Origin of the sequence: Sphingomonas sp. AAP5, assembly GCF_004354345.1 — a bacterium.
In the GTDB taxonomy this organism is placed as follows: Bacteria; Pseudomonadota; Alphaproteobacteria; order Sphingomonadales; family Sphingomonadaceae; genus Sphingomonas; species Sphingomonas glacialis.
Window position 1 is genome coordinate 354573 of sequence record NZ_CP037913.1, and the last position, 26029, is coordinate 380601.

The following is a 26029-nucleotide window of genomic DNA, read 5'->3' on the forward strand; positions in this document are numbered from 1 at the left end:
TTCTGACCGCGCTGTGCGTTGAGCGCGCCATGCAGAGACTGTGGTTCATCACCAATATCAAATCGGGCACCGCGACCCCCGCCAAGGCCGATGCCATCGCGGCGTCGTTCGCCGGGCAGGGGCTGACGCTGGTCGGACGCACCGCTTTCCCGAGCGACCCCTTGCCAACCGCCGAATCGCTCGATGCGGCTGACGTCGACACTGCAGTGTTGTTCGCGGGGGACGGGACGATCAATGCGGCGGTCAGTGCGCTGGCGGCATGGCGCGGCGCGGTGTTGATCTTGCCCGGCGGCACGATGAACCTGCTCGCCAAAATGCTCCACGGCTCGACCGATCCTGCGGCGATCGTAACCGCGGCGATCGCCCATGGTCGCAAGATCGCGCTTCCGGTGGTCGACCTGCCGGAGCATCGCGCGCTGGTCGGGCTGATCCTCGGGCCGGCCGCAACCTGGGTCCGCGCGCGCGAGCTGGTGCGGGCGGGGCGGTTGCGGGGATTGGGTCGCGCCCTGCGCCAGGCGTGGCGACGGACTTTCGGGCACGGCATCCGGCTCGACGGCGTGCCCGGCCTCAAGCACGGCGCGCAAGCCGTATTGGTACGGGCCGAGCCAGGGCGGCTCGATATCGCGGCGATAGACGCGCGCGATTTTCGCGCGCTGACTCGGCTCGGCTGGGAATGGGTGACCGGCGACTGGGTCGAGGCGTCCGAAGTGACGCAATGCCATGCCGAGCAATTCCGGACACGCGGCGACAAGCCGGCGCTTGCGCTGGTCGACGGCGAACCGGTGATGCTCGAACCCGGCAGCACGATCCGGCTCGGCACCACGCGCGAGCTCTTCATTACGACCAAGAAGGACGCGTGATGCGGCTGTTCCATGTCAGCGACGTGCATTTCGGGCGCGAGGATGCGGCAGCGGTCGCCTGGTTCGGGGGGCTGGTCAAGGCCGAGCAGCCCGACGCGGTGATCATGACGGGCGACCTGACGATGCGCGCACGACGCCGCGAGTTCTCCGCCGGGCTCGCGTGGTTGCAGGGGCTCGGCGTGCCGGTGACGGTCGAAGTCGGCAATCACGATTTGCCCTATTTCAACCCGATCGACCGGTTCTTCCGGCCTTATCGGCGGATGAGCAAGATCGAACGGATGGTCGAGCAGCCGCTCGACTTGCCCGGCGTCGCGATCGTCCCGCTCGTGACGACGGCGCGCGCGCAATGGCGGCTCAACTGGTCGAAGGGCAAGGTGAGCCGCGGCGCGCTCGATCGCACGCTCGCGTTGCTGGCCGAAGTGCCTGCGGGAAAGCTGGTCTTCATCGCCTGTCATCATCCGCTGATCGAACCCGAAACGCGGATGTCGGCGCAAACGCATAACGGCGCGGCCGCGCTTAGGGCACTGGCCGACGCCGGGGCGGATGCGGTGCTGACCGGACATGTCCATGATCCGTTCGACATTGCGCATAGCGTCGATGGCACCGTGGTGCGGATGATCGGCGCGGGAACGCTGTCCGAACGCACGCGCACGACGCCGCCCTCGTTCAATGAAATCCGCATTGCCGACGGGCGTTTCGACGTGCTGCTGCGGACGATGACGCCGGCGCCCGATCGACCGCTCGAGCGGGAACGCGCGGAATAAGCGCTGCATGCCGAAGGGCTTGTAACGCCGCCGTTGCGCGATACGCTGGCGTAATGAAAACAGCTCTCCTGCTCGCGCCGCTCCTGCTCGCAACAGCACCCGCTTATGCAGCGCCGTCCGACATCGACGCTCGCGTCGCGCGCGTGCTGAAAGACACGCCGCTGATCGACGGGCATAACGACTGGGCCGAGACGCTCGTCGGCCGCGCCGGCGACGCGCGCTGGACGCTCGATCTGACGACGCTCGACCCGGCCAAATACGACACCGACATCACGCGGCTGCGCAAGGGCGGCGTCGGCGGGCAATTCTGGTCGGTCTATGTCGATGCCAACTTGCCCGGGCCGCAGCAGGTCGAGGCGACGCTCGAGCAGATCGGGCTGATGCAGCAGATCTTCGCCCGCTATCCGACCGTGTTCGAGGCCGCGACGACCGCTGCCGACGTCCGGCGGATTCAGGCGAAGGGCCGGATCGCGTCGCTGCTCGGAGTCGAGGGTGGGGGGCAGATCGACGGCAAGTTGGCCGTGCTGCGCGCCTATCGCCAGCTCGGCGCATCCTATCTCACGCTGACGCATTCGCGGACGATCGCCTGGGCCGATTCGGCGACCGACGATCCGAAGCATGGCGGGCTGACCAAATTCGGCGAGGCGGTGGTGCATGAGCTCAACCGGCTCGGCATGCTGGTCGATCTCAGCCACGTCAACGAAGCGACGATGCGCGCCGCGCTGCGCGTGTCGAGCGCGCCGGTGATCTTCTCGCATTCGAGCGCGCGCGCGCTGTGCGATCATCCGCGCAACGTGTCCGACGATATGCTCAAGCTGCTCGCCGCCAATGGCGGGATCGTGATGGTCAACTTCGCGCCGAGCTACGTCTCGGAGCAGCGCCGGCTGTGGGAGGCGGCGCACAATGGCGAGATCGCCAGCTACAATGCGCCGCCGTTCGGCGGGCTCTATATCGGCCAACCCGACAAGGCCAAGGCGGCGCTGGCGGCGTGGGAGCTGGCGCACCCCAAGCCAGCGGTGACGCTGACGATGGTCGCCGACCATGTCGACCACATCGCCAAGGTGGCGGGGATCGACCATGTCGGGATCGGATCCGATTTCGATGGGCTTAGCGAATTGCCGCAAGGGCTCGACGGCGTCGAAACCTATCCCGCCTTGCTCGCCGAACTGGCGCGGCGTGGGTGGAGCGACCGCGATCTCGCCAAGCTGGCGGGCGGCAACATCCTGCGCGTGATGGCGGGCGCCGAACGCGCCGCGCTCGCGCTCAAGGGCGAGCCCGCGGCGACCGCGACGATCGCGCAACTCGACGGGACGTAAACGCGCCGGTCTCAGCCGTGCGCGGGCTTCGCCGGAAAGGTGATGGCGAACCACGCCCCCCCATCGGATCCGGCGTCGATCACGCCGTCGAGACTGCGCACCAGCGTCCGGATCAGCTGCATACCCAGGCTCGTCGACGATCGGCTCGTCAGGTCGAACGCCTCGGGCAACCCCTTGCCGAAATCGCGCACGGTCACGACGATCGCGCTGTCCTGCGCCTTCGCGGTGACGACGACGCGCCCCCCGGCATCGCCATAGGCATATTTGGCGGCATTGGTGACAAGCTCGGTGAGCAGCAACCCGACCGCGACGGCCTGGTCGGCATGAAGCGAGATGTCGTCGGCGCTGCACTCCAGCGTGACGGTGGCGAGCTGCGTCGAAAGGCTCGCGCACAGATCCTTGATCAGCGCGGGGATCTCGATCCGCCCGGTATCCTGGCGCCACAATTGATCGTGCGTCCGGGCGATCGCGATGACGTGGCCGGACGCCTCGTTCAGCGCGCTCGAGACTTCGGGGAGCGGATTGCTGCGGGATTGCAGATGCAGGATGCTCGACAGCATCGTCAGGCTGTTCTTGACGCGATGGCTCGCCTCGCGGACGAGCACCTTCTGGTAATCGATCGCTTCGGCGAGGCGGCGTTCGCCCTCCTGGCGGTCCATCGCGACGCCGAGCAAATTGGCGAAGCCCTGGAGGAATGCGATATCGGCGGCCTCGAACTGGCCGGCGCTCGGGCTGTCGACCTCAAGCACGCCCCACGGGCCCGCGGTGGTCGAGATCAGCACGTTGATCGCGCGGCGTACGCCGTGTTCGACCATGATCTTCGGCGTGCGGAAGCGCTCCTCGCCCTCGAGATGGTTCGAGATGACGGGCGTGCCGTTCTGATAGGCGAAGCCCGCGGGGGACTTGTCGTCGGCGGCGAGGCTGACCTTGCCGATCACCCCGGCGCGCCACCCCACGCCCGCGCGGAAGATCAAGTCGTGCTGTTCGGCGCGGTACTCGAGCACTTTGCAAAGGCTGGTTTGCATCCCGTCGGCGGCCATTTCGGCAGCCTTGGCGAGCAGCGCTTCATTGTCGCGGCATTGAAGCGCGAACAGCCCGAAATCGGACAGGATCGCCTGTTGCTGCAAGCGGTAACCGAGCAGCGACCCGGCCCCGACCTGTTCGATCGCTTCGGCAAACGATGTCGGCTCGTTCGATGCGCAGTCGGTCGTCTCGACCACGTCGTCCGATGGCCCGTCGAGCAAGGCGGTCTGGTTGGTCGCCTGCGGCGCGCGATCGTCGGTCAAACCCGGACTTCCCTTTGTCGTTTTTTCTGGTGCTGTCGCGTATTTCGGCATGGCAGCGTGGCAATGCAAGATCGCGCCCAACCGGCTCGCGGTATGCCGAGCAGGTCGACCAGAACCGAAAAGGGCGGCCCGTTGCCGGACCGCCCCTTTGCGTACCACAGTTTCGTGGAAGCTTAGCGCTTCGAGAACTGGAAGCTACGACGGGCCTTCGCCTTGCCGTACTTCTTACGCTCGACCGTGCGGCTGTCGCGGGTCAGGAACCCGGCTGCCTTGACGGGCGCACGCAGGATCGGCTCGAAACGAGTCAGCGCCTGGCTGATGCCATGCTTGACCGCGCCGGCCTGGCCCGAGAGGCCACCGCCCTTGACGGTGCAGACGACGTCATAGGCACCGTCACGCTCGGTCACGCCGAACGGCTGGTTGATGACGAGACGCAGCGTCGGACGTGCGAAATACACTTCCTGGTCGCGGCCGTTGATCGTGATCTTGCCGGTGCCCGGCTTGATCCAGACGCGTGCAACGGCGTCCTTACGACGGCCGGTCGCATAGGCGCGGCCGTACTGGTCGAGGATCTGCTCGCGCAGCGGCATCGGCTCGTGCGTCGGCGCTGCGGGGGCCGCAACGTAATCTTCGCCGGTGGCAGGCGCGGTCGTTGCAGCGGCAGGCGCTGCAACCGGTGCCGGCGTGTTGGTCAGGCCGGCGAGATCGGCGAGGGACTGGCGGTTGTCGGACATCAGTTGCCCACCTTGTTCTTGCGGTTCATGCTGCCGATGTCGAGGACTTCGGGGTTCTGCGCTTCGTGCGGATGCTCGGTACCAGCGAAGACGCGCAGGTTGCGCAGCTGGGCGCGACCCAGGGGCCCGCGCGGAATCATCCGCTCGATGGCCTTTTCGATAATCCGCTCGGGGAAACGACCCTCGAGGATCTTGCCGGCCGCGACGCCCTTGATGCCGCCGGCATAGCCGGTGTGGCGGTAATAGATCTTGTCCTTGAGCTTGTTGCCCGTGAACCGCACCTTGTCCGCGTTGATGATGATGACATTGTCACCGCAATCGACGTGCGGGGTGAAGCTCGGCTTATGCTTGCCGCGCAGGATGTTCGCGATGATCGACGCCATACGGCCGACGACCAGACCGTCGGCATCGACGATGATCCATTTCTTCTCCACCTCATGCGGCAACGCCGGCTTGGTGGTCTTCATCAGCGCCTTCATGGGGCTTGTGACCTTTACATGCTAAAATGACAGATGCCGCCCCCCATCTCCCATGAAGCTGGGCTTCGTGGGCACCCGGGCAAGGCGGCACCGTTGGAGGCGCTATTGCTGCTTGGCCTTGCGAAAGTCAAGCAAAGTGCGGGTTTGCTGACGGGTATTCTGATACCGGAGCGCTTTGCGGAGGGTCAGATCGCGCGGCGGCCGACGGCATGCGCCGCGGCGGCGGTCGCGATCACGAGCAAGGCGGCATTGGCCTGATGCGCGACCGCGACGGCGATCTCGACCCCACTCAGCAACGTCACGATGCCGAGCACGATCTGCGCACAGACCAGGCCGATCAGCGCCAGCCCAAGGCGCGGCGCTCCGGCGCGGCGGGCGCGCGCGGCGAGCATCATCACGCCGAACGCGACCGCGAAGGCGAGCCAGCGATGGACGAACTGGACGACGATCGGGTTGTCGAACAGGTTGCGCCACAGCGGATCGGTAAACGGCGTCGCCATCGGGAAGATCGCGTCGCCCATCAGCGGCCAGCTCGAAAAGGCGTAGCCGGCCCGCAGGCCAGCGGTCAGCGCGCCGAACAGGATCTGCGCGAACAGCAGCATGATCGCGATCGCCGGGATCAGCCGCAGCCGGGCAGGGCGTGCCAGCCGGTTGTCGGCGAGCGCGCGCAGATCGAGCGCGGTCCACACCATGCCGGCGAGCGTGAATAAGGCGGTGAGCAAATGCGTCGCGAGCCAGCCGGGCGCCACCTCGGTCCGTCCGCTCAGCCCCGAGCGGACCATCAGCCAGCCGAACGTGCCCTGCAGCGCGATCAGCGAGAACAAAGCGACGAGCCGCACCAGATACCCGCGCGGGATCCGCCGCCGCACCGCGAACCACACCAGCGGCACGAGAAAGGCGAGGCCGATCACGCGGCCAAGCATGCGGTGAAGATATTCCCAGAAGAAGATCGCCTTGAACCCGGCGAGCGTCATCCCCTGATTGAAGGCCTCGTATTGCGGGATCGTGCGGTAATTGGCGAATTCGGCCTGCCACTGCGCATCTGTTATCGGGGGAATGCTGCCGCTGAGCGGTTTCCATGACGTGATCGACAGCCCCGATTCGGTCAGCCGCGTGATCCCGCCGATCACGACGATCGCGACGATCAGCGCGGCCACGACAAACAGCCAGGTGGAGAGCGTCCGCGGGCGGACGGTGGAGGGGAGCGAAGACGCCTGGAGCATCGTGCGACCTTACGCGGTTGTCTGCGGCGCGTCGATTGGACAAACTGCCACGGGGGGCGGTTATCCGGGTTGGTGTTGATAGCCCTCGAGTTGCTTCGCCTGATCGACCAGCGGCGGGACATTGGTCGCCTGGCGCAGCGCATCGGACAGCAGCTCGCGCTGATACGGCTCCTGCGTCCAGGCGTTTCCCGGCGCGCGCTGGAATTGCGTGCCATAGATTTGCGGCTGACCGATCCGTTGAAGATAGCGGTCGAGCGTCGCCGCGGCGATCCACACCGCCTCGGGTTTGCCGCGGGCGGTTGCGACCACCGCGAGCGTATGCGCCTTGAGGAAATCCGCTGGCGTCTCGCCATGCTGGAACAGATAGGCCGCGTGATAGAAATCGTCCCCGCTGTGCAGGCCGCCCGTGTCGAGCCGCATCTGTGTCCGCGCCCGCTGGGCGCGATCCGCCGGCCACAGCACCTTCCAGTCGTTCGTGGCGGGGGTGTCGCGCGCCTTTTGGTCGGCGTCGAACAGCGCGGTCATCTCTGCGTTGCTGGCGGGTTGCGCTACGGGCGCGGGCCACGTGGCGGGTTCGGCCGGGGCGGGGGAGGCCGCCGACGCGGAGGCCGCCCACGCGGAGGCCGCCCACAACATCAGGCCGACGATAGCGCAGCGCATTTCCACTCCCGACCCCAAGCAGTTCAGGCACCATCATGCGATGCGGCATGGCAGCACGCCAGTCCGACGAAAGGCCACCACAAAAAATAGTCGATGATATGTTGTAACCTGACCCTCGACATGCCACATGGTGTCCAGCATGACGACTCTCGCCCACACCCCCGCAATCCGCTGGATCGAACAGCGGTTCGACACGATGGCGATCGGGCTGTCGGGGCTGTGCATGGTGCATTGCATCGCGAGCTCGGTGTTCATCGCGCTGGCCTCGACCGCGGGCGGGCTGCTGCTCAACCCGCTGTTCCACGAGATCGGGCTGACGATCGCGATCGGTTTCGGCGTGTTTGCGCTCGGGCGCGGGATCTTCACGCATGGCTATATGATGCCCGCGGTGGTCGGCTCGGCCGGGCTTGGCACGATGGCAGGCGCGATCTCGTTGCCGCATGACGGATCGGGGATGGAGACGGTGTGGACGCTGATCGGCGTGGCGACGCTCGCGCTCGGCCACGACCTGAACCGACGCGCCGCCAACTGATCCGACTGAGTCGCGCCGTTGCGGGGAGGGCCCGCACCGCCTATCTCGGCCGCATGGCCACACATCATCATGCCGAGCCGCAAGGCGCCGATCTCGCCGTCGCCGCGCAGGCGACGCTCGAACGCTCGGGCGAGCAATGGACCGCGATGCGCGCGCAAATCTTCCGCGCGCTCGCCGGGTTCGACAAGCCGGCATCCGCCTATGACATCGCCGAGGCGGTGTCCAAGGCCGAGGGGCGGCGCGTCGCCGCGAACAGCGTGTACCGCATCCTCGACCTGTTCGTCGGTGCCAATCTGGCGCGGCGAGTCGAGAGCTCGAACGCCTATATCGCCAATGCGCACCCCGACTGTCTCCACGACTGCATCTTCCTGGTGTGCGACAGCTGCGGGCAGACGACGCATCTCGACGACGACCGGATCACCAAGGGCGTGCGCTCGGCAGCGGAAGCCGCCGGGTTCTCGCCGGTACGCCCGGTGATCGAAGTCCGCGGCAAGTGCGCCGACTGCGGCTGAGCCGCGCTCAGCCAAGATCCTTTCCCATGCGTAACCCCGGCACCGGCGTCCCGCGATCGGCCATCTTGGCGACGCGCTCGATCTCCTGATAGCCCGCGGCGCGATAGAGCGGCTCGCCCGACAGCGTCGCCATCAGCTCGACCCGCGTGAAGCCAGCGCCCCGCGCAGCCGCTTCGCATAGGCCGAGCACCAAGCGGCCAATGCCGCGGCGCACGAAGCCGGGGTCGGTATACATCGCGCGAATCCGGCCAGGCTCGGTCGCCGGATCGAGCATCCGCGCATCGCGCGGCGCGGCGCCGGCATTGCCGCCATAGAGGGTCGCGCGGTAGCTCCAGCCGCCGCAGCCCGCGAGTTGGCCGTCCTGCTCGACCACGAAATAGGTGCGGTCGGCGATCAGTTGCGTGTCGAGTCCCATGCTCAACCGGCTTGCTGCGATCTCCTCGGGTGACAGGAAACCGTGCTGCAGCTCGGCGATCGCGCGCTCCATCAACGCGGCGATTGCGGGGATATCGGCCTCGGTCGCAAGGCGATGGCTAAGCGCGGTCATGGCATTTCCCCCGGTACGATCGGCGCGATGTGATGCCGCGACGCACGGCGCGTCAAGAATGTGCGCAGCGCAATCGAGGTAATCGACAGGCGGTTTGCACCACGCTAAGCAGGCCGGATGGTCGATATTCTCCAAACGCCGCTGCTCGACACGGTGAACATTCCCGCCGATCTTCGGACGCTTGCCCCCACCCAGCTTCGCCAGCTTGCCGACGAGCTCCGCCAGGAGACGATCGCCGCCGTCGGCGTAACGGGTGGCCACCTGGGCTCGGGGCTCGGCGTGGTCGAGCTGACGGTTGCGATTCACTATGTGTTCGACACGCCCAACGACAAGCTCGTGTGGGACGTCGGGCATCAATGCTATCCGCACAAGATCCTCACCGGCCGGCGTGACCGGATCCGGACGCTGCGCATGGGCGGGGGCCTGTCGGGCTTCACCAAGCGCTCCGAGAGCGAATACGACCCGTTCGGCGCGGCGCACAGCTCGACCTCGATCTCGGCGGCCTTGGGCTTCGGCGTCGCGAACAAGATCGCCGACAAGCCCGGCAAGGGCATTGCGGTGATCGGCGACGGCGCGATGTCCGCCGGCATGGCGTATGAGGCGATGAACAACGCGGCGCAGGCGGGCAACCGGCTGGTCGTGATCCTCAACGACAACGACATGTCGATCGCCCCGCCCGTCGGCGGGCTGTCGGCCTATCTCAGCCGCATCGTGTCGAGCCGCGAGTTCCTCGGCTTCCGCGATCTGGCGCGCAAACTCGCCAAGCGGCTGCCCAAGCCGATCGCGACGGGCATGCGCAAGACCGAGGAATTCGCCCGCGGCATGGCGATGGGCGGCACCTTGTTCGAGGAGCTCGGCTTCTATTATGTCGGCCCGATCGACGGGCATAACCTCGACCAGCTGATCCCCGTGCTCGAGAACGTCCGCGATGCCGAGGAGGGCCCGATCCTCGTCCATGTCGTGACCAAGAAGGGCAAGGGCTATGCCCCCGCCGAGGCCGCGGCGGACAAGTATCACGGCGTCCAGAAGTTCGACGTCATCTCGGGCGTGCAGACCAAGGCACCCCCGGGGCCGCCGCAGTATCAGAACGTGTTCGGCGCGCAGCTTTCGAAGGAAGCCGAGACCGATCCGCGGATCTGCGCGATCACCGCGGCGATGCCGTCGGGCACCGGGCTCGACGCTTTCGCCAAGGCGCATCCCGAGCGTTTCTTCGACGTCGGCATCGCAGAGCAGCACGCCGTCACCTTCGCCGCGGGTCTTGCCGCGCAGGGGATGCGGCCGTTCTGCGCGATCTATTCGACCTTCCTCCAGCGCGCCTATGACCAGGTCGTCCACGACGTCTGCATCCAGAACCTGCCGGTGCGCTTCGCGATCGACCGTGCCGGGCTCGTCGGGGCCGATGGGGCGACGCATGCCGGGTCGTTCGACCTGGCCTATCTCGCGACGCTGCCCAACATGGTGGTGATGGCGCCGGCCGACGAAGCCGAGCTGGTGCATATGACGCACACCGCGATCCTCCACGACAGCGGGCCGATCGCGGTACGCTATCCACGCGGCAACGGCACAGGGGTCGCGCTTCCCGCGGTTGCCGAGGCGCTCGAGATCGGCAAGGGGCGGATCGTGCGGCAGGGGCACAAGGTCGCGATCCTGTCGCTCGGCACGCGGCTCGAAGAGGCGATGCGCGCGGCCGAGGCGCTCGAGGCGAAGGGGCTGTCGACGACGGTCGCCGATCTGCGCTTCGCCAAGCCGCTCGACGAGGCGCTGATCCGCAAGCTGCTGACGACGCACGAAGTCGCGGTGACGATCGAGGAAGGCGCGGTCGGGGGCTTGGGCGCACACGTGCTGACCTTCGCCAGCGACTCGGGGCTGATCGACGCGGGGCTCAAGCTGCGCACGATGCGGCTGCCCGACACGTTCCAGGACCAGGACAAGCCCGAGCTGCAATATGCCCAGGCCGGGCTCGACGCCGAGGCGATCGTCGAGACGGTGCTGAAGGCGCTGCGGCACAATTCGAGCAGCGTCGTCGAGGGCGCGCGCGCCTGAACGATCCGGTGGCGTATCCCTGCGGTGGTGGGGATACGCCGGCGGGTGGGGTGCGGCGTCGCTCCGGCGGACGATGCGACGAACCGAGTGCGTGCTTGACTCGATTGACCCCCGGACGGTGAGGCTTCGATCGCGATCGTTTCCGTTTTTGTGATGATCGCCGCCGGGCAGCACATGTCGTCGCTCCGGCGGAGGCCGGGGCCGCTCTGTGGTGGGACCGAACCGGCGATGCGCGCGAGAGCGGCGCGGCCCCGGCCTTCGCCGGGGCGACGGGATGGGGTCTTGGCAAGCGTGGAGATCGGCATGCCCGGCTCCCTGAAATCTGAGACGCGCCTTATATAACCCAATTGGTTCGTGTAGGACAGGGGTTTGTAGCGGCAGCGGTTCGATCGGTGATCGGGCGTCGAACGCGGGCGTTGGCTGGCAGCATCGCCGCGGCGGAGGGTGAGGCTGCCGTGTGGCGGCGGCTTCGCGCGCCGAGCGCGCACCCGCGACGGGCCCGGTTGCTGCCGGGGGTCGCGTCGCGGCCGCCGCGAAATCCTGCTGGCATTCCACGGCGGTGCGCGCCAGAGCGGACGTCTCTCCTGCTCGTGAAGGTCTGCGCTCATGTGCTTTTCGGCCACCGCCAGTTTTACTGCCTCGGCGGTCCTCGGGGTGGTCGGCGTGGCGACGCTACGGCATGTCCGCGAGCCGCGCGCGCTGCTGTTCGCGTGCGTTCCGCTGCTGTTCGCGGTGCACCAGTTTTCCGAAGGGATGGTGTGGCTCGCGCTCGAGGGACGGCTCGGGGCCACGGCGGTCGACCATAGCGTGTTCCTTTTCACGCTCTATGCGATCGGGATCCTGCCGCTGCTGATGCCCGTCGCGGTGGTGCTGATGGAGCCGCCGGGGTGGCGTCGGCGCGTGATCCTGGCGCTGTGCGGCGTGGGGGCGGTGGTGTTCGCGTGGGACATGACGGGCCTCGTCGTCGCGCCGACCTGCGCGGTGATCGAGCAGCATTCGATCACCTATACCAACCCGATCACCAGCCAGATGTGGGTGTCGCTGCTCTACATCCTCGCGACGTGCGGGGCGCTGCTGCTGTCGACGCACCGCGTGGTGCGGGGGTATGGGTTGCTCAACGTGATCGGGCTGACGATCGTGCATCTGGTCAAGGGCTATGCGTTCGCGTCGGTGTGGTGCTTCTATGCCGCGGTGCTGAGCGTGGTGCTGTATCGGCAGTTCAACCGGCAGGACATCGATGTGGCGACGCCCAACGGGACGAGCGCGCCGCGGCGGCCGTTTGTTTTGTCTTGGTTACGGGGGTAGGGAGGTTTAGTCCTCCCTCGCCCGGGGGAGGATTGAACGATCGCAAACGGCGATTTTCGGAATGCGCAAACGGTGATACGCTCGCGCGCATGAAGCCGACCGCAATCCCCGCCGATAAGGTCTCCGAGCAAGCTGGCGTGCTCGACCCCGGCTATGCGGCATGGGAGCGCGCGAAGATCGGGCGCGGATTGGCGCAAAGCCGCGATCGTGCGGCGATGATCCCCGTCGAGCAGGTGTGGCGCGACCTCAAGCTTGAAGGTTAACCTCACGCCGCAGGCGCGGGACGATCTGGTCGCGATCCGCGACTGGATCGCGCAGGACAATGAGCGCGCCGCCGAGCGGGTGGTGAGCCGGATCCTTCAGACCGCGATGATGTTCGGTAAGTTCTCGAAGCTTGGGCGTGTTGGCGAGATTGCGGGAACGCGCGTGTTTGCGGTGCCTGGGCTGCCGTATCAAATCGTCTATGCGATCGCGCCCGAGGGGGAGATCGATGTGCTGACCGTGCTGCATACGCGGCGCAAATATCCACCGGCTTCTTAATTGTCTCGGCAGAGGCCTGTCAGCTTTCCGGGCGATAACCTGCGCTGCGGGCGATACGTCCTAAAACGCCTTTAACCGTTATGTCTAATTGCGACTGCGCTTGGTAATCCGCTGGGCAAACATGGTCTGCTCGATCTTCTGCGATCAGGTTGTAGACCTTATTGGCGTCAGGGCCTTGAAACCGTTCTGGATCAAATACGGCAACAGGTACTCCCCCCTGATATCTTAGCATTTTCATAGCTGGAATATCTGTGTCTCCATCTCCGATGAAGATCATCCGCTCAAAGGGGATTTCCCGCTCGTCCATCGGGATCCAGCGATTAACCGCCTTGTCGTCCGACTGATTCATTACGCCTTTGTTTATTCGAAACAGATACTGTGTCTTGCCGGTGTAATTTACTGCGGCGGCAGGCCACAATGGCCTGCCGTCCTTGTATGCGTATTTAGATGCAAAGACGTGCTTGAAGTGCTTCCGGATCGTAGTTCCGGCTATTATCTCATCAAGGCCGGAGCTAATTACGTAATGTTCAATCGCTAGGCCGCGCTTGAGGCCGTAAGCGTCAATCCTATCAAACCAAGACTCGACACCTGCGAAATAGGGTAGTCTCGCACCGTGATCGGCGAGACTATCCTTTGACATGTGACTACCCTCAACCGCTTGAAGGCAATGCATATAAGTCAGTATTTCGTCTCCATCGATCGCTTTGTTGAGTTCCTTCACCTCAGACCAAAACTTGTCCGGGTCGGGATACCCCATCACCGGGAGCAACGTGTGTTGCTGCATCGATCCCGGCGACAGAGTCCCGTCAAAGTCATAAACAATTGCGGTACGATGGAGAACGGCGGTCACTCAGCGGCAACCCCCGCGCGCGAGAACATATCCCCCGCGTCGCCAGCATCCTCATTCGCCACCGGAATCCCAACCCCCGCCTTCGCCTTCTGGCGCTTGTCGAAGCCGTCCCACACTTCGTTCCAATTCCCGCGCGTCGCCGCCTTCGAATATTCGGTGGCGCGCTGTTCGAAGAAGTTGGCGTGCTCGACGCCGTTGAGCATCGGCGCGAGCCAGGGGAGGGGGTGTTCGTCGATCATGTAGATCGGCTTCATCCCCAGCTGCCCCAGCCGCCAGTCGGCGATGTAGCGGATGTACTTCTTGATCTCCTTGGGGGTCATGCCGTTGACCGGGCCCATCTCGAACGCGAGATCGATGAAATTGTCCTCGAGCCGGACGGTGTGCTGGCACATGTCGGCAATGTCGTCGCGCACCGACTTGGTCATGCAGTTGCGCTCGGCGCAGAAGGCGTGGAACAGCTTGATGATGCCCTCGCAGTGGAGGCTCTCGTCGCGGATCGACCAGGTGACGATCTGCCCCATGCCCTTCATCTTGTTGAAGCGCGGGAAATTCATCAGCATGGCGAAGCTGGCGAAGAGCTGCAGCCCCTCGGTAAAGCCGCCGAACATCGCGAGCGTCTTCGCGATGTCCTCGTCATTGTCGACGCCGAAGGTCTGCAGGTAATCGTGCTTGTCCTTCATCTCGCTATATTCGAGGAAGGCGCCGTATTCGCTCTCGGGCATGCCGATCGTGTCGAGCAGATGGCTGTACGCGGCGATGTGCACCGTCTCCATGTTGCTGAACGCCGCCAGCATCATCTTGATCTCGGTCGGCTTGAAGATGCGGCCGTATTTCTCGTGATAGCAATCCTGCACCTCGACATCGGCCTGGGTGAAGAAGCGGAAGATCTGCGTCAGCAGGTTGCGCTCATGGTCGCTGAGCTTCTGCGCCCAGTCGCGGCAATCCTCGCCCAAGGGCACTTCCTCGGGCATCCAGTGGATCTGCTGCTGGCGCTTCCAGAAATCGAACGCCCAGGGGTATTCGAACGGCTTGTACTGCTTGCGGGCTTCGGTGAGGGACATTGGGGGTTACTCCGGGACTGTATCTGGGGATGGGTTAAAACTGGGGGTGAAACGGGGTCATGCGGCGACGCTCCAGCGCCACATCGCGCTCGCCGACATCAGCAGCACGATGCCGAGCGACAGCGCCATGATGCCGATCATGCGGAAGGCGTAGACTTTGCCCGGCGCGCTCGGCCGCGTGAGCGACAGCAGCAGGCCAGCGCCGATAAGCGTGAACAGCGCGGCGACCGCGTACATGATGCCGATCGACAGGCTCATCGCGGGTCCCCGCATGGGCGGACAATGCGGAAGGCGTTGCGGATGCGTAATGATGGGATCATGCTGTGCCTCGTGCATCCAATGCCCCAACGGCGCGTTGGGGGATCGCAATCATAGCACAGGAGCTACCATCATGGTCGACGCATCGCAGATCAAAGAACATGCCGAAGTCATCGGCGCAGACGGCGTCCATGTCGGCACCGTCGACCATGTCGAGGGCGGCCGCATCAAGCTGACCAAGAAGGATTCGGGCGCGCAGGTCAACGAGGGTTCGGGTTCGCATGAAGGGCATCACCATTACATCTCGCTCGGCCTGGTCGCCGATGTCGAAGACGGCAAGGTGCGGCTCTCGGCGAACGGCGATGTCGCCGTGACCTTCGAAGAAGAGAAATGATCCCGCCTCCCTCTCCCCTTGTGGGAGAGGGAAGGGGCCCGCGCCGCAGGCGTGGGAAGGGTGAGGGGGCCGCTCAGTCACTGGGTGGCCCCTTTGCACATGTCCGGCAGATGCGGTGCGATCGCCGCGATCACGCCGTCGATGTTCGCCATCACGTCGGTGTTCCAGAAACGCAGCACGCTGTAGCCTTCGTCTTCGATGAAGCGCGTGCGCGCTTCGTCCGAAGTCGCGGTCTGCGCATGGGTGGCGCCGTCGATCTCGATCACCAGCCGTGCGGCGTGCGAGCAGAAATCGGCATGATACGGCCCGAGCGGCACCTGGAAGCGGAACTTCGCGTCCGGGAAGGCCGAGCGGAGCGCGCGACGCATGTGCTTTTCCGGCTCGGTGGCATTGCGGCGGAGGTCGCGCGAGCGGAACGGGGTTAGCGCGGGCAGCAGCTGGCGCGTGGTCAGGCCGTCCGCATTCCCCCTCACCCTTCCCACGCCCTGCGGGCGCGGGCCCCTTCCCTCTCCCACAAGGGGAGAGGGAGATTGCGGCTCTCCTCCCTCTCCCCTTGTGGGAGAGGGAAGGAGCGGCGCAGCCGCGGGAGGGTGAGGGGGTGTTAGTTCGCCCACCTCACTGGCACGCCAGGCACTCGTCGTAATCGGTCGTTTCGAACTCGTATTGCGGCTTCTCGATCGTGTTGTCGTTCTCGACCCCGCCGGCAAAGCCAGCGCGCTGGATGCTCTTCGAGCGCAGGTAATAGAGCGACTTCACGCCCAGCTCCCACGCGCGGAAGTGGAGCATCAGCAAGTCCCACTTCTCGACGTCGGCCGGGATGAACAGGTTGAGCGAGGTCGACTGGTCGATGAATGGCGTTCGATCGGCCTGGAGTTCGATCAGCCAGCGCTGGTCGATCTCGAAGCTCGTCTTGTAGCAATCCTTCTCGTCCTGGCTGAGGAAATCGAGATGCTGGACCGAGCCGCCCTGCTCGAGGATCGAGTTCCAGATCGCGTCCGAATTCTTCGACTTCTCGATCAGCAATTTCTCGAGATACGGATTCTTGATCGAGAACGAGCCCGACAGCGTCTTGTGCGTGTAGATGTTCGCCGGGATCGGCTCGATGCACGCCGAGGTGCCGCCGCAGATGATCGAGATCGACGCGGTCGGCGCGATCGCCATCTTGCAGCTGAAGCGCTCCATCACGCCCATGTCGGCAGCGTCGGGGCAGGGCCCGCGCTCCATCGCGAGGTGCATCGAGGCTTCGTCGACCTGGCCCTTGATGTGGCGGAACATCCGCAGGTTCCACGACTTGGCCATCGCGCCCTCGAAGGGCAGGCCGCGCGCCTGGAGGAAGCTGTGATAGCCCATCACGCCGAGGCCGACCGACCGCTCGCGCATCGCCGAGTAAGCGGCACGCTCCATGCCGGGTTCGGCGCGGTCGATGAAGTCCTGCAGGACGTTGTCGAGGAAGCGCATCACGTCCTCGATAAAGCCCTTCTCGTCCTTCCACTGGTCCCACGTCTCGAGGTTGAGCGAGGACAGGCAGCAGACGGCGGTGCGGTCGTTGCCGAGATGGTCCTTGCCGGTCGGCAGCGTGATCTCCGAGCACAGGTTCGAGGTCGAGACCTTGAGCCCCAAGTCGCGGTGATGCTTGGGCATGCCCTTGTTCACGTGATCGGCGAAGACGATGTACGGCTCGCCGGTGGCAAGCCGAGTCTCGACGAGCTTCTGGAACAGGCCGCGCGCATCGACCGTCGCGCGGACCGAGCCGTCCTTCGGGCTCGTCAAATTCCACTCTTCGCCCGCGCGCACCGCTTCCATGAAGGCGTCGGTGATCAGCACGCCGTGGTGGAGGTTGAGCGCCTTGCGATTGAAATCGCCCGAGGGCTTACGGATTTCGAGGAATTCCTCGATCTCGGGATGCGAGATGTCGAGATAGCAGGCGGCCGACCCTCGGCGCAGCGAGCCTTGCGAGATGGCGAGCGTCAGCGAATCCATCACGCGGACGAAGGGGATGATGCCGCTGGTCTTGCCGTTGAGGCCGACCGGCTCGCCGATGCCGCGGACATTGCCCCAATAGGTACCGATGCCGCCGCCGCGCGACGCGAGCCAGACATTCTCGTTCCAGGTGTCGACGATGCCGCCGAGGCTGTCGGGGACCGAATTGAGGAAGCACGAGATCGGCAGTCCGCGCCCGGTGCCGCCGTTCGAGAGGACGGGGGTCGCGGGCATGAACCACAGCTTCGAGATATAGCCGTAGAGCCGCTGGGCGTGTGCGCCGTCATCGGCATAGGCCGAGGCAACGCGCACGAACAGATCCTGGAAGGTCTCGCCCGGGAGCAGATAGCGATCGCGCAGCGTGTCCTTGCCGAAATCGGTCAGCAGCGCATCGCGCGAATGATCGACCTCGACCGGATAGAGCTGGACGTGGATCTCCTTCGAATCGCCCCGCGCGGCGAGCTTGCGATCGGCGGTGCCGCGACCGTCCTTGGCGGCGTCGTCGGCGGGTGCCGCAGCGGCGGCGAGCGCCTCGATCATATCGGTGGCCATGTCGGTACTCACTTCCCCGGTATCCCGAAAATCCATGTTTCGCGTCCCTGTAAACTCGTTCAAAATCGTGTCGACCGGGACCGCCTCTGTTCCCGATCCGTTCGAATCGGGAAGCGAGCTCCCAGCATAGCATTCCGTGGGCAAACGCGAGAACAAAAACAGACCGTCCCGCGCTACAATCGCAGTCCAGATCATTACCGCAATATAGGGTTGCGGCGTCTGATTCACTAGCTCTTGGGTTCGCCCCCGAACTCAACCCCTACAGATTGTGCCGGATCGCGCGGAGACACAAGACGGTAAATGACAGATTGGGGACTCGGTTCGTCGCTAATCCGCGACGCTTGGCGGATGACCGGGCGAAGCCTCATCACGCGACGCGCGGTCAAAGCTGGCTTCGCTCAAACGCAAGAGACCGAAGCGGGAACGTGACAATATTTTCACGCCTCGGAGAAAAGCGTCGTCGGCAGCGTAACGATCGCATCGAGACCACCGAGCGCCGCTGCATCGAGCACCAGCGAGCCCCCATAGAGCGTCGCGAGTTCGTGTGCGATCGACAGGCCGAAGCCGTGGCCATCGCCGCGTTCATCGAGTCGCTGCCCGGCGGTGAGCGCGGCGGCGCGGGCCGCGGGCGCAATGCCCTGGCCGTCATCGGCGATGCTCAGGCGGATGAAGCGCGGGTCGGATGCGGGGGCGGCGTCGATCGTGATTCGCGCGGCGGCGAAGCGCCACGCATTGTCGAGCAGATTGCCGATCAGCTCGTCGAGATCCTGCCGGTCGACCGCGACGCTGAGCGCGGGATCGATCGTCGCGCTCGCGCTGACGCCGCGATCGGCGTGGATCCGCGACAGCGCGGTGGTCAGGTCGGCGACGACGGGGGCGAGCGGGGTTGCGAAGCGCAAGCCGCTCCCCGGCGTCGCGGCGCGCGCGCGGCCGAGATGGTGGCGCACCGCCTGGTCGATCCGCGCGACCTGCGCGGCGAGCGTGCCGTCGGGATCGTGCGGCGGCAGCGCGAGCGCGAGTGTGGCGAGCGGCGTCTTGAGGCCGTGCGCGAGATTGGCGACGTGCGCGCGGGCATTGGCGAGCGCGGTCGCATTTTCGTCGAGCAGCGCGTTGATCTCGCGCGCGAGCGGGGCGAGTTCGGTCGGCTGGTCCTCGGGCAGAGCGCGCGCGGTTCCGGCGCGGATCGCGGCGAGGCCGGTGCGCATCGTCTTCAAGGGGCGCAGGCCGATGCGGAGCTGGATCAGCGTCGCCGCCGCCAGCGCGACGCCGAGCAGCAGCAGCGAGCCGAGCAGCGGTGCCATCGCCGCGCGGAGCGGGCGGTCGACGATCGCGCGCGGGGCGGAGGCGGTGATCCGCACCGCGCCTGCGGGGGTGGCGAGCGTCAGGCTGCGCGCATGGCGCATGCCGTCCTCGCCATGCCAGTCGAGTGCTTGCGTGCCGTCGCGGTCGCGCGGGCCGTCGCCGTGTGCGCGTCGGCCATCGGGCGGGGGCGGCGGGCCGATCAGCGCTGACTCGGCGGATGAGGGAGCGGAGGGCGCTGGCAGGGAAAGCGGCGGCAAAGCGGGCGGCGGTGCGCGCCGCGGGCCGCGCGCTTGCAGCGCGGTGAGGGCGGGCGCGGCGGGCGAGGTGATCGTGCGGCCCGGCGCATCGATCCGCCAGCCCCAGCCGCCTTGCGGATCGTCATAGGGCGCGGCGAGGACGAGCCGCGCGCGGTCGATGCTGCCGTCGGGGCGGACGGCTTGCTCGAGCACCGCGATCTGCGCGTCGAGCCGGTCGTCCAGCCCGTGCATCACGAAGCGATCGAGCACCGCGCCGATCGTCACCGCGGCAAAGGCGAGCGCGGCGAGCGTCGCGACGAGCGCGGTGACGAGCAGGCGTCCGTAGAGCGAGCGGGGGAGGAGGGTCATGTCAGCCCTTTCGTCACCCCGGCCTTGTGTCGGGGCCCACCGTCCAACACCGGCTGCCGCGCGAGGGGCGAAGTGGACCCCGGCACAAGGCCAGGGTGACGGAAGAGGGCAGGGCCGCTCACCCCTCCACCACGCGATAGCCGCGTCCGCGGACGGTCTCGATCGCCTCGGCGCCAATCTTCTTGCGCAGCCGCCCGATGATCACTTCGAGCGAGTTCGAATCGGGATCCGAATCGCCTTCATAGACATGGTCGAGCAAATACAGCCGCTCGACGACCACGCCCTTCCTTAGCATCAGCGCCGAGAGCACGCGCCACTCGAGCGCGGTGAGCCGTAGCGGGAGGCCGTCGAGCTCGACCTGGCCAGTCAGCGAATCGAAGGCGACGCGCCCGCACACGATCCGCGCCGCGGCATTGCCCGTCGCGCGGCGGACCAGCGCGCGCAGGCGCATGACGAGTTCCTCGACGCGGAACGGCTTGGTCAGATAGTCGTCGGCGCCGGCGCGGAAGCCCGCGACCTTTTCCGACCAGCCGTCGCGCGCGGTGAGGATCAGCACGGGGAGCACGCGGCCCGCGGCGCGCCACTCCTCGAGCACGGTGATCCCCGATTTGATCGGCAGCCCGAGATCGAGCACCGCCGCGTCATAGCCGCCGGTATCGCCGAGATGCGCGCCATCCTCGCCATTGGCGGCGACGTCGACCGCGAAATGCTCGGCGCGCAGGGCTTTCGCGATTCCCTCGGCGAGCGCCGTGTCGTCCTCGACCAATAAGATCCGCATGTCCTCAGTCCTTTGCACCGCGCGCTAGGCGGACTGCTTAAACCGAGACTGAACCGACAAGTTCAGCGCGGTGTCGGAACGCTCCCGTAGAAAGCGGGCATCAACCACGCAGGAGTGCAATGATGACCGACCAAATCGAAGGCCCCCAGGCCCCTCACGATACCGTGGCGGACGACCGCCCGCGCCGCAAGCTGCCTGTCCGCACCGCGATCGTGGGTGCCGCGCTGCTCGCGCTCGGCATCGGCGGCGGCGCGACGATCGCGCAGATGACCGGCCCTTCGGTCGAGATGGCGCCGCTCAAGGCGGTGGCGATCCGCTCGCTGACCGACAATGGCAGCGTGATCAGCGTGCGCGGCCGCGTTGCCGAAACCTATGGCCCGATGTTCGTGCTGACCGATGGCAGCGGGCGTGCGCTGGTCGATCTCGGGCGGCAGGGCGACGGCACCGGCCTCGTCAGCGCCGGGCAGGCGGTGACCGTCCAGGGGCATTATCGCCGCGGGATGATCCACGCTTCGTTCCTGGTGAGCGCCGACGGCAAGGTCGTCGCGCTGCGGCCGATGGGCCCGCCGCATCATGGACCGGGTGGACCTGGTGGTCCGGGCGGCCCCGATGGGCCCGATGGTCCGCGCCACGGTCCGCGTGGACCCGGCGCCGGTCCCGATGGCGGCCCCGGCGCGAACGACGCTCCGCCGCCGCCGCCGCCGCCTGCGATGGGCACGACCGCTCCGGTCGCCCCGGTGGTTCCGGGCGCCGTTCCGGCAGCGCCGGTAGCGCCTGCAGCAACCGGGAACTCCGCACGGTAAGGGGCCAACGGCTCCCCTCCCTGGAAGGGAGGGGAGGCGAAGGATGAGCGTCGCTCGCACCCCGCGGTGGCGCTCCGCAGGTGTGGCTCTTATCCCGCCTTGCGCACCGGAGCGGTGGTGGCCGCCGCGAGGCGCTCGAGGTTGAAGCTCTCTGCGAAGGCGAGGCCGGCCTTGCCATCGGCTGCCCAGCGCAGCGTGGCGGGGAACATCTGATCCTCAAGCAGTTCGATCAACACTTCGAACTCGCCTGCTCCGGCCTCGACATCGATCCCGTCGATCATCGCGCCCGTCGTCGAGAGGTTGCGAATCCGCACCTCGCCGACAATGTCGCCCGCCTGGATCCGCGCAGTCCGCAGCATCGCGGTGCGCGGGCTCCGGCTGACGCGGAAGCCGTTGGCGATCGCGCGGCCGCCACCCGCCGCGAGCTGCTCGAGCACATCGGGCGCGCGCGCCGGCTTGCCATAGACATAGCCCTGGATGTGGCTGCAGCCGAGCTCGCGGATCAGCGCGATCTCGTCGTGATTCTCGACGCCCTCGGCGGTCGTCTCCATGCCGAGCGTCTCGGCGAGGCTGACGATCGCCTTGATGATCGCGGCGTTGCGGTTGCCCGCGATCGCCGCGCCGCGCACGAAGCTCTGGTCGATCTTGATCTTGTCGAACGGCGCCTTCTTCAAATAGCCGAGCGACGAATAGCCCGTCCCGAAATCGTCGAGCGCGAGCCGCACGCCGCAGCCCTTGAGCGTCCTGAACATCTGCTCGGTCGCGGCGTTTTCGTTGACGAACACGCCTTCGGTGATCTCGAGCTCGAGCCGATCGGGCGCGATCCCCGATTTGGCGAGCGCCGAGGTGACGACCGTCGGCAGTGCTGGATTGGCGAACTGGATCGGCGAGACGTTGACCGCGACGCGCACGTCCTTCGGCCAACACGCCGCATCGAGACACGCGGTGCGCAACACCCATTCGCCGATCGATTCGATCAGCCCGCAATCCTCGGCGACGGGGACGAAGTCGGCCGGGCTGATCAGCCCGCGCGTCGGATGCTCCCAGCGCAGCAGCGCCTCATAGCCGACGATCCGCTCGGTCTTCGTGCTGACGACGGGCTGATAGGCGACGAAGAACTGGTTGGCGGCAAGCGCGTCGCGCAGATCGTCCTCGAGCTGCTTGCGGCTCTGCGCGCCGGCGAGCATTTCGGGGCGGAAGAAGCGGTGGATGCCGCGCCCGTCGCCCTTGGCGGCATAGAGCGCGAGATCGGCGTTGCGCACCAGCGTCTCGGCGTCATGCCCGTCCTCGGGGGCGATCGCGACGCCGATCGAGCAGCCGATGCTGATCGCCGAGCCCTCGATCGTATAGGGTTGCGACAGGTCGAAGATCACGCGCCGCGCGAGATCGCCGAGCCGCGTGCGATCGGTCTCATTGGGCAGGATCACCTGGAATTCGTCGCCGCCCAGGCGTCCGACCAGCCCGTTGCCGCCAATCGCGCGCTGCAAGCGCTGCGCCACCTGCTTGAGCAGCGCGTCGCCGGTGTGGTGGCCGAGCGTGTCGTTGACGGCCTTGAAGCGATCGAGATCGAGCAGGAGCAGCGCGCTGGTGCGCGGCGCGACGCTGCTCGCGCTGAGCGTCTGTTCGAGCGAGAGGCGCAGCCGCTGGCGGTTGGCGAGGCCGGTCAGCCCGTCGAACAGCGCCAGCCGCGTGATCTCGGCATCGGCGCGGCGCGTCTCGGTGAGATCGCTTCCGCTCCCGACAAAGCCGAGGAACGCGCCCGCCGAGTCGGCGATCGGTCGCCCCGAGATCGACCACCAGCGCTCGAGCTTGGCGCGGCTCGCGGGGCGGACCGAATAGTTCGAAAAGGCGGTGCGTGCGGCGAGGTGGAAGCCGAGCGTGCGCTCGGTCTCGGGCGAGGCGCTGTCCATGCGGAACAGCGTCGGCAGCGGCTGGCCGAGCGCGGGCGCATCGGGCGCGTCGAGTTCGGCGGCGACCTTGGCCGAGAGATAGCTGAGGCAGCCCTCGGCGTCGGTGCGCCAGAACCAGCCGTTCGAATGTCCTTCGAATTCATCGACCAGCAGCCGCGCGAGGCGATCGTGCGAGTCGCGTTCGGGGCAAATCGTAACGCTGCGCCGACGGGCCCAGAGGACACCGCCCGCAACGCCGCTAAGCCCCAGAGCGAAGGCCAGAATCAGGAGAAGAAGCGGCGAAATGGGCATCGTCGCCGCTATAGCGGGCGATCCTTTCCAAAATCCTTGTGCCCTAGACAATCTTCGCGAGAACCGCGTGCGGCGGATGGCTTGGCGCGCGGCGGACATGGCTTTAAGGCCCGGCCCATAGGAGTAGTCCCATGACGACCATCATCCGCGAAGCCGATCTGATCGAAAGCGTCGCCGACGCGCTGCAATTCATCTCCTTCTATCATCCGATGGATTATATCCGCGCGCTGGGCGAAGCGTATGACGCCGAGCAGGGGCCCGCCGCCAAGGACGCGATCGCGCAGATCCTGACCAATTCGCGGATGTGCGCCGAGGGGCATCGCCCGATCTGCCAGGATACCGGCATCGTCAACGTCTTCATCAAATGGGGCATGGACTGCCGCTTCGACGATACCAGCCGCTCGCTGCAGGAGATCGTCGATCAGGGCGTGCGGCTTGCCTATCTCAACCCCGAAAACAAGCTGCGCGCCTCGGTGCTGGCGGACCCCGCCTTCACGCGGCGCAACACCAAGGACAACACGCCGTGCGTGCTGCATGTCGACATGGTGCCGGGGTCGCGCGTCTCGGTCGATGTCGCGGCGAAGGGCGGTGGCTCGGAGAACAAGTCGAAGTTCAAGATGATGAACCCGTCCGATTCGATCGTCGACTGGGTGCTCGAGATGCTGCCGCAGATGGGCGCCGGCTGGTGCCCGCCGGGGATGCTCGGCATCGGTATCGGCGGCACTGCCGAGCATTGCGTGCTGCTGGCGAAGCAGGCGCTGATGGAGCCGATCGACATGGGGCCGTTGAAGGCACGCGGGCCGAAGACCGACATCGAGGCGCTGCGGATCGAGATCTTCGACAAGGTCAATGCGCTCGGCATCGGCGCGCAGGGGCTCGGCGGGCTGTCGACCATCCTCGACGTCAAGATCATGGACGCGCCGTGCCATGCCGCGGGCAAGCCCGTCGCGATGATCCCGAATTGCGCGGCGACGCGGCATGCGCATTTCGTGCTCGACGGATCGGGCCCGAGCTTCCTCGAGGCGCCCAAGCTCGACGAATGGCCCAAGGTCGACTGGCAGCCCGACAGCGCCGCGATCCGCGTCGATCTCGATACGCTGACGCCCGAGATCGTGCAGGGCTGGAAGCAGGGCGACCGGCTTTTGCTCAACGGCAAGATGCTGACCGGGCGTGACGCCGCGCACAAGCGGATCAAGGACATGCTCGATGCGGGTGAGCCGCTGCCGGTCGAGTTCAAGGGCCGCGTGATCTATTATGTCGGGCCGGTCGATCCGGTCGGCGATGAGGTGGTCGGCCCGGCGGGTCCGACGACGGCGACGCGGATGGACAAGTTTACGCGGATGATGCTCGACCAGGGGCTGCTCGCGATGGTCGGCAAGGCCGAGCGCGGGCCCGACGCGACCAAGGCGATCGCCGAGGGCAAATCGGCCTATCTGATGGCGGTCGGCGGGGCGGCGTATCTCGTCGCGCGCGCGATCAAGGGATCGAAGGTGGTCGGGTTCGCGGATCTCGGGATGGAGGCGATCTACGAGTTCGAGGTCGAGGATTTCCCGGTGACGGTGGCGGTCGATTCGACTGGGGCGAACGTGCACCAGTTGGCGCCGCTGGTGTGGAAGGAGAAGATCGCACGCGAGGGGTTGCTGGTCTGAGGGGCCGATTGTCGGGCAACTCGCGATCCGCTATTCACAGTAGGTAGTACCTCCGACTACCGAGGTGGATACCATGCCGACATCGCTCAAGATCGATCCTGAAATGAAAAGCCGGATCCAGGCGCTGGCGCAGCAACGCGACCGCTCGGCGCACTGGATCATGCGCGAGGCGATCCGCGAATATGTCGATCGCGAAGAGGCGCGCGAAGGCTTCCGGCAAGAGGCGTCGGATGCCTGGATGGCGTATCAGGAAACCGGACGGCATCTCACGGCTGCGGAAACGATCGGCTGGCTCGAAAGCTGGGGAACCGAGTCCGAGCGCGAGGGGTTGCTGGTTTCCTGACCGTCGCCCCGGCGGAGGCCGGGGCCGCTCCGTTATGGGGGTGTGACGGGAGATCTAGGTACCGCTACATCTTCCAGCGGCCCTGGCCTTCGCCGGGGCGACGGGGGTGGGGGATGGGCGGTTACACGTACATCATGACCAATACGGCGTTCGGCGTGTTGTACGTTGGCGTAACCTCCGACATTGCGCGCATTCTTGCGCATCGCGAGGGGCGTGGGTCAGCGTTCGCGCGGAAGTGGGGGTGCACCCGGCTCGTCTATATCGAGCAGCACGAGCGGATCGAGGACGCCATCGTTCGCGAGAAGCGCTTGAAAGACTGGAACCGCGTGTGGAAATGCCGCCTCATCGCCGAGGCCAATCCGAACTGGGACGACCTATGGGATACGATCAATAGCTAGCCCCCATCGTCGCCCTGGTGCACGCCGAAGCCGCTGGGTTGCTTTGCGAGGCGG

28 protein-coding genes are annotated in these 26029 nt (G+C 66.3%); 14 read left to right on the top strand and 14 right to left on the bottom strand.

Annotated features, from left to right (window positions below; translation table 11 throughout):
• Nucleotides 1–29 precede the first annotated feature (29 nt).
• From E2E30_RS01595 to E2E30_RS01605, 3 genes are read left to right on the top strand one after another with little or no spacing between them, the layout of a single operon-like run.
• A complete protein-coding gene (locus E2E30_RS01595) occupies nucleotides 30–860 on the top strand; it encodes a diacylglycerol/lipid kinase family protein (RefSeq protein ID WP_133186614.1) in 831 nt (276 codons plus the stop codon).
• Complete coding sequence (locus E2E30_RS01600; protein ID WP_133186616.1) at nucleotides 857–1624, top strand: metallophosphoesterase family protein; 768 nt, start codon at nucleotides 857–859, stop codon at nucleotides 1622–1624. Before E2E30_RS01595 ends, E2E30_RS01600 begins: the two co-directional genes overlap by 4 nt.
• Before the next feature lie 53 nt (nucleotides 1625–1677).
• Nucleotides 1678–2940 (top strand): dipeptidase, encoded by a 1263-nt coding sequence (locus tag E2E30_RS01605; protein WP_133186618.1) that lies wholly within the window; start codon nucleotides 1678–1680, stop codon nucleotides 2938–2940.
• 11 nt (nucleotides 2941–2951) lie between these two features.
• Here the strand turns inward: E2E30_RS01605 and E2E30_RS01610 are convergent, their stop codons facing one another.
• The 5 genes from E2E30_RS01610 to E2E30_RS01630 all read right to left on the bottom strand — a co-directional run bounded on the left by E2E30_RS01610 (nucleotide 2952) and on the right by E2E30_RS01630 (nucleotide 7187).
• Nucleotides 2952–4226, bottom strand: coding sequence for a sensor histidine kinase (locus E2E30_RS01610; protein ID WP_133186620.1), 1275 nt, complete (start codon nucleotides 4224–4226; stop codon nucleotides 2952–2954).
• 173 nt (nucleotides 4227–4399) lie between these two features.
• Nucleotides 4400–4960 (bottom strand): 30S ribosomal protein S9, encoded by a 561-nt coding sequence (rpsI, locus tag E2E30_RS01615; RefSeq protein WP_133186622.1) that lies wholly within the window; start codon nucleotides 4958–4960, stop codon nucleotides 4400–4402.
• On the bottom strand, nucleotides 4960–5439 hold the full coding sequence (gene rplM / locus E2E30_RS01620; protein ID WP_010185350.1) for a 50S ribosomal protein L13: 480 nt from the start codon (nucleotides 5437–5439) through the stop codon (nucleotides 4960–4962). Before rplM ends, rpsI begins: the two co-directional genes overlap by 1 nt.
• 185 nt (nucleotides 5440–5624) lie before the next feature.
• Complete coding sequence (locus tag E2E30_RS01625; RefSeq protein ID WP_133186624.1) at nucleotides 5625–6662, bottom strand: COX15/CtaA family protein; 1038 nt, start codon at nucleotides 6660–6662, stop codon at nucleotides 5625–5627.
• Between the two features lie 60 nt (nucleotides 6663–6722).
• On the bottom strand, nucleotides 6723–7187 hold the full coding sequence (locus tag E2E30_RS01630; RefSeq protein ID WP_133186626.1) for a hypothetical protein: 465 nt from the start codon (nucleotides 7185–7187) through the stop codon (nucleotides 6723–6725).
• A gap of 274 nt (nucleotides 7188–7461) precedes the next feature.
• On the opposite strand from E2E30_RS01630, the gene E2E30_RS01635 reads away from it, so the two are divergent.
• Together E2E30_RS01635 and E2E30_RS01640 are read left to right on the top strand one after the other, a co-directional pair.
• Nucleotides 7462–7854, top strand: a complete 393-nt coding sequence (locus E2E30_RS01635) for a MerC domain-containing protein (protein ID WP_133186628.1) — start codon at nucleotides 7462–7464, stop codon at nucleotides 7852–7854.
• Nucleotides 7855–7907: 53 nt separating this feature from the next.
• Entirely contained in the window at nucleotides 7908–8366 is a 459-nt protein-coding gene (locus E2E30_RS01640; RefSeq protein WP_133186630.1) for a Fur family transcriptional regulator, read from the top strand.
• Between the two features lie 7 nt (nucleotides 8367–8373).
• Here the strand turns inward: E2E30_RS01640 and E2E30_RS01645 are convergent, their stop codons facing one another.
• On the bottom strand, nucleotides 8374–8913 hold the full coding sequence (locus tag E2E30_RS01645; protein WP_133186632.1) for a GNAT family N-acetyltransferase: 540 nt from the start codon (nucleotides 8911–8913) through the stop codon (nucleotides 8374–8376).
• A 117-nt stretch (nucleotides 8914–9030) separates the two neighbouring features.
• Between E2E30_RS01645 and dxs the strand changes: the two genes are divergently transcribed.
• The 4 genes from dxs (at nucleotide 9031) to E2E30_RS01660 (ending at nucleotide 12801) form a co-directional block, all read left to right on the top strand.
• Entirely contained in the window at nucleotides 9031–10956 is a 1926-nt protein-coding gene (gene dxs, locus E2E30_RS01650; protein WP_133186634.1) for a 1-deoxy-D-xylulose-5-phosphate synthase, read from the top strand.
• Nucleotides 10957–11562: 606 nt separating this feature from the next.
• Complete coding sequence (locus E2E30_RS01655; protein WP_133186637.1) at nucleotides 11563–12261, top strand: DUF6629 family protein; 699 nt, start codon at nucleotides 11563–11565, stop codon at nucleotides 12259–12261.
• An 89-nt stretch (nucleotides 12262–12350) separates the two neighbouring features.
• Complete coding sequence (locus tag E2E30_RS20650) at nucleotides 12351–12524, top strand: hypothetical protein (RefSeq protein ID WP_165954429.1); 174 nt, start codon at nucleotides 12351–12353, stop codon at nucleotides 12522–12524.
• Nucleotides 12514–12801 carry a type II toxin-antitoxin system RelE/ParE family toxin gene (locus E2E30_RS01660; protein WP_133186639.1) on the top strand — a complete coding sequence of 96 codons (288 nt, stop codon included), beginning with the start codon at nucleotides 12514–12516 and terminating at the stop codon, nucleotides 12799–12801. Before E2E30_RS20650 ends, E2E30_RS01660 begins: the two co-directional genes overlap by 11 nt.
• Before the next feature lie 19 nt (nucleotides 12802–12820).
• Here the strand turns inward: E2E30_RS01660 and E2E30_RS01665 are convergent, their stop codons facing one another.
• The 3 genes from E2E30_RS01665 to E2E30_RS01675 are packed head-to-tail and all read right to left on the bottom strand — an operon-like array spanning nucleotide 12821 to nucleotide 14970.
• Entirely contained in the window at nucleotides 12821–13651 is an 831-nt protein-coding gene (locus E2E30_RS01665; RefSeq protein WP_133186641.1) for a haloacid dehalogenase-like hydrolase, read from the bottom strand.
• Nucleotides 13648–14712, bottom strand: coding sequence for a ribonucleotide-diphosphate reductase subunit beta (locus E2E30_RS01670; protein WP_133186643.1), 1065 nt, complete (start codon nucleotides 14710–14712; stop codon nucleotides 13648–13650). Before E2E30_RS01670 ends, E2E30_RS01665 begins: the two co-directional genes overlap by 4 nt.
• A gap of 57 nt (nucleotides 14713–14769) precedes the next feature.
• Nucleotides 14770–14970 carry a hypothetical protein gene (locus tag E2E30_RS01675; protein WP_133186645.1) on the bottom strand — a complete coding sequence of 67 codons (201 nt, stop codon included), beginning with the start codon at nucleotides 14968–14970 and terminating at the stop codon, nucleotides 14770–14772.
• Between the two features lie 133 nt (nucleotides 14971–15103).
• Between E2E30_RS01675 and E2E30_RS01680 the strand changes: the two genes are divergently transcribed.
• A complete protein-coding gene (locus E2E30_RS01680; RefSeq protein ID WP_133186647.1) occupies nucleotides 15104–15364 on the top strand; it encodes a DUF2171 domain-containing protein in 261 nt (86 codons plus the stop codon).
• A 77-nt stretch (nucleotides 15365–15441) separates the two neighbouring features.
• On the opposite strand, the gene E2E30_RS01685 is transcribed toward E2E30_RS01680, so the two are convergent.
• The 4 genes from E2E30_RS01685 to E2E30_RS01700 form a co-directional block, all read right to left on the bottom strand.
• Complete coding sequence (locus E2E30_RS01685) at nucleotides 15442–15732, bottom strand: endonuclease domain-containing protein (RefSeq protein WP_443018365.1); 291 nt, start codon at nucleotides 15730–15732, stop codon at nucleotides 15442–15444.
• 247 nt (nucleotides 15733–15979) lie between these two features.
• Nucleotides 15980–17932 (bottom strand): ribonucleoside-diphosphate reductase subunit alpha, encoded by a 1953-nt coding sequence (locus tag E2E30_RS01690; protein WP_133186651.1) that lies wholly within the window; start codon nucleotides 17930–17932, stop codon nucleotides 15980–15982.
• A gap of 401 nt (nucleotides 17933–18333) precedes the next feature.
• Nucleotides 18334–19803, bottom strand: coding sequence for a sensor histidine kinase (locus E2E30_RS01695; protein ID WP_133186653.1), 1470 nt, complete (start codon nucleotides 19801–19803; stop codon nucleotides 18334–18336).
• Between the two features lie 118 nt (nucleotides 19804–19921).
• Nucleotides 19922–20581 (bottom strand): response regulator, encoded by a 660-nt coding sequence (locus E2E30_RS01700; protein ID WP_133186655.1) that lies wholly within the window; start codon nucleotides 20579–20581, stop codon nucleotides 19922–19924.
• A 122-nt stretch (nucleotides 20582–20703) separates the two neighbouring features.
• On the opposite strand from E2E30_RS01700, the gene E2E30_RS20655 reads away from it, so the two are divergent.
• A complete protein-coding gene (locus E2E30_RS20655) occupies nucleotides 20704–21384 on the top strand; it encodes a hypothetical protein (RefSeq protein WP_165954415.1) in 681 nt (226 codons plus the stop codon).
• An 89-nt stretch (nucleotides 21385–21473) separates the two neighbouring features.
• On the opposite strand, the gene E2E30_RS01710 is transcribed toward E2E30_RS20655, so the two are convergent.
• A complete protein-coding gene (locus E2E30_RS01710; RefSeq protein WP_133186659.1) occupies nucleotides 21474–23585 on the bottom strand; it encodes a putative bifunctional diguanylate cyclase/phosphodiesterase in 2112 nt (703 codons plus the stop codon).
• Nucleotides 23586–23716: 131 nt separating this feature from the next.
• On the opposite strand from E2E30_RS01710, the gene E2E30_RS01715 reads away from it, so the two are divergent.
• The 3 genes from E2E30_RS01715 to E2E30_RS01725 all read left to right on the top strand — a co-directional run bounded on the left by E2E30_RS01715 (nucleotide 23717) and on the right by E2E30_RS01725 (nucleotide 25975).
• Nucleotides 23717–25234, top strand: coding sequence for a fumarate hydratase (locus tag E2E30_RS01715; RefSeq protein WP_133186661.1), 1518 nt, complete (start codon nucleotides 23717–23719; stop codon nucleotides 25232–25234).
• 73 nt (nucleotides 25235–25307) lie between these two features.
• On the top strand, nucleotides 25308–25577 hold the full coding sequence (locus E2E30_RS01720; protein WP_133186663.1) for a CopG family ribbon-helix-helix protein: 270 nt from the start codon (nucleotides 25308–25310) through the stop codon (nucleotides 25575–25577).
• Between the two features lie 113 nt (nucleotides 25578–25690).
• Complete coding sequence (locus E2E30_RS01725; protein WP_133186665.1) at nucleotides 25691–25975, top strand: GIY-YIG nuclease family protein; 285 nt, start codon at nucleotides 25691–25693, stop codon at nucleotides 25973–25975.
• Nucleotides 25976–26029 lie beyond the last annotated feature (54 nt).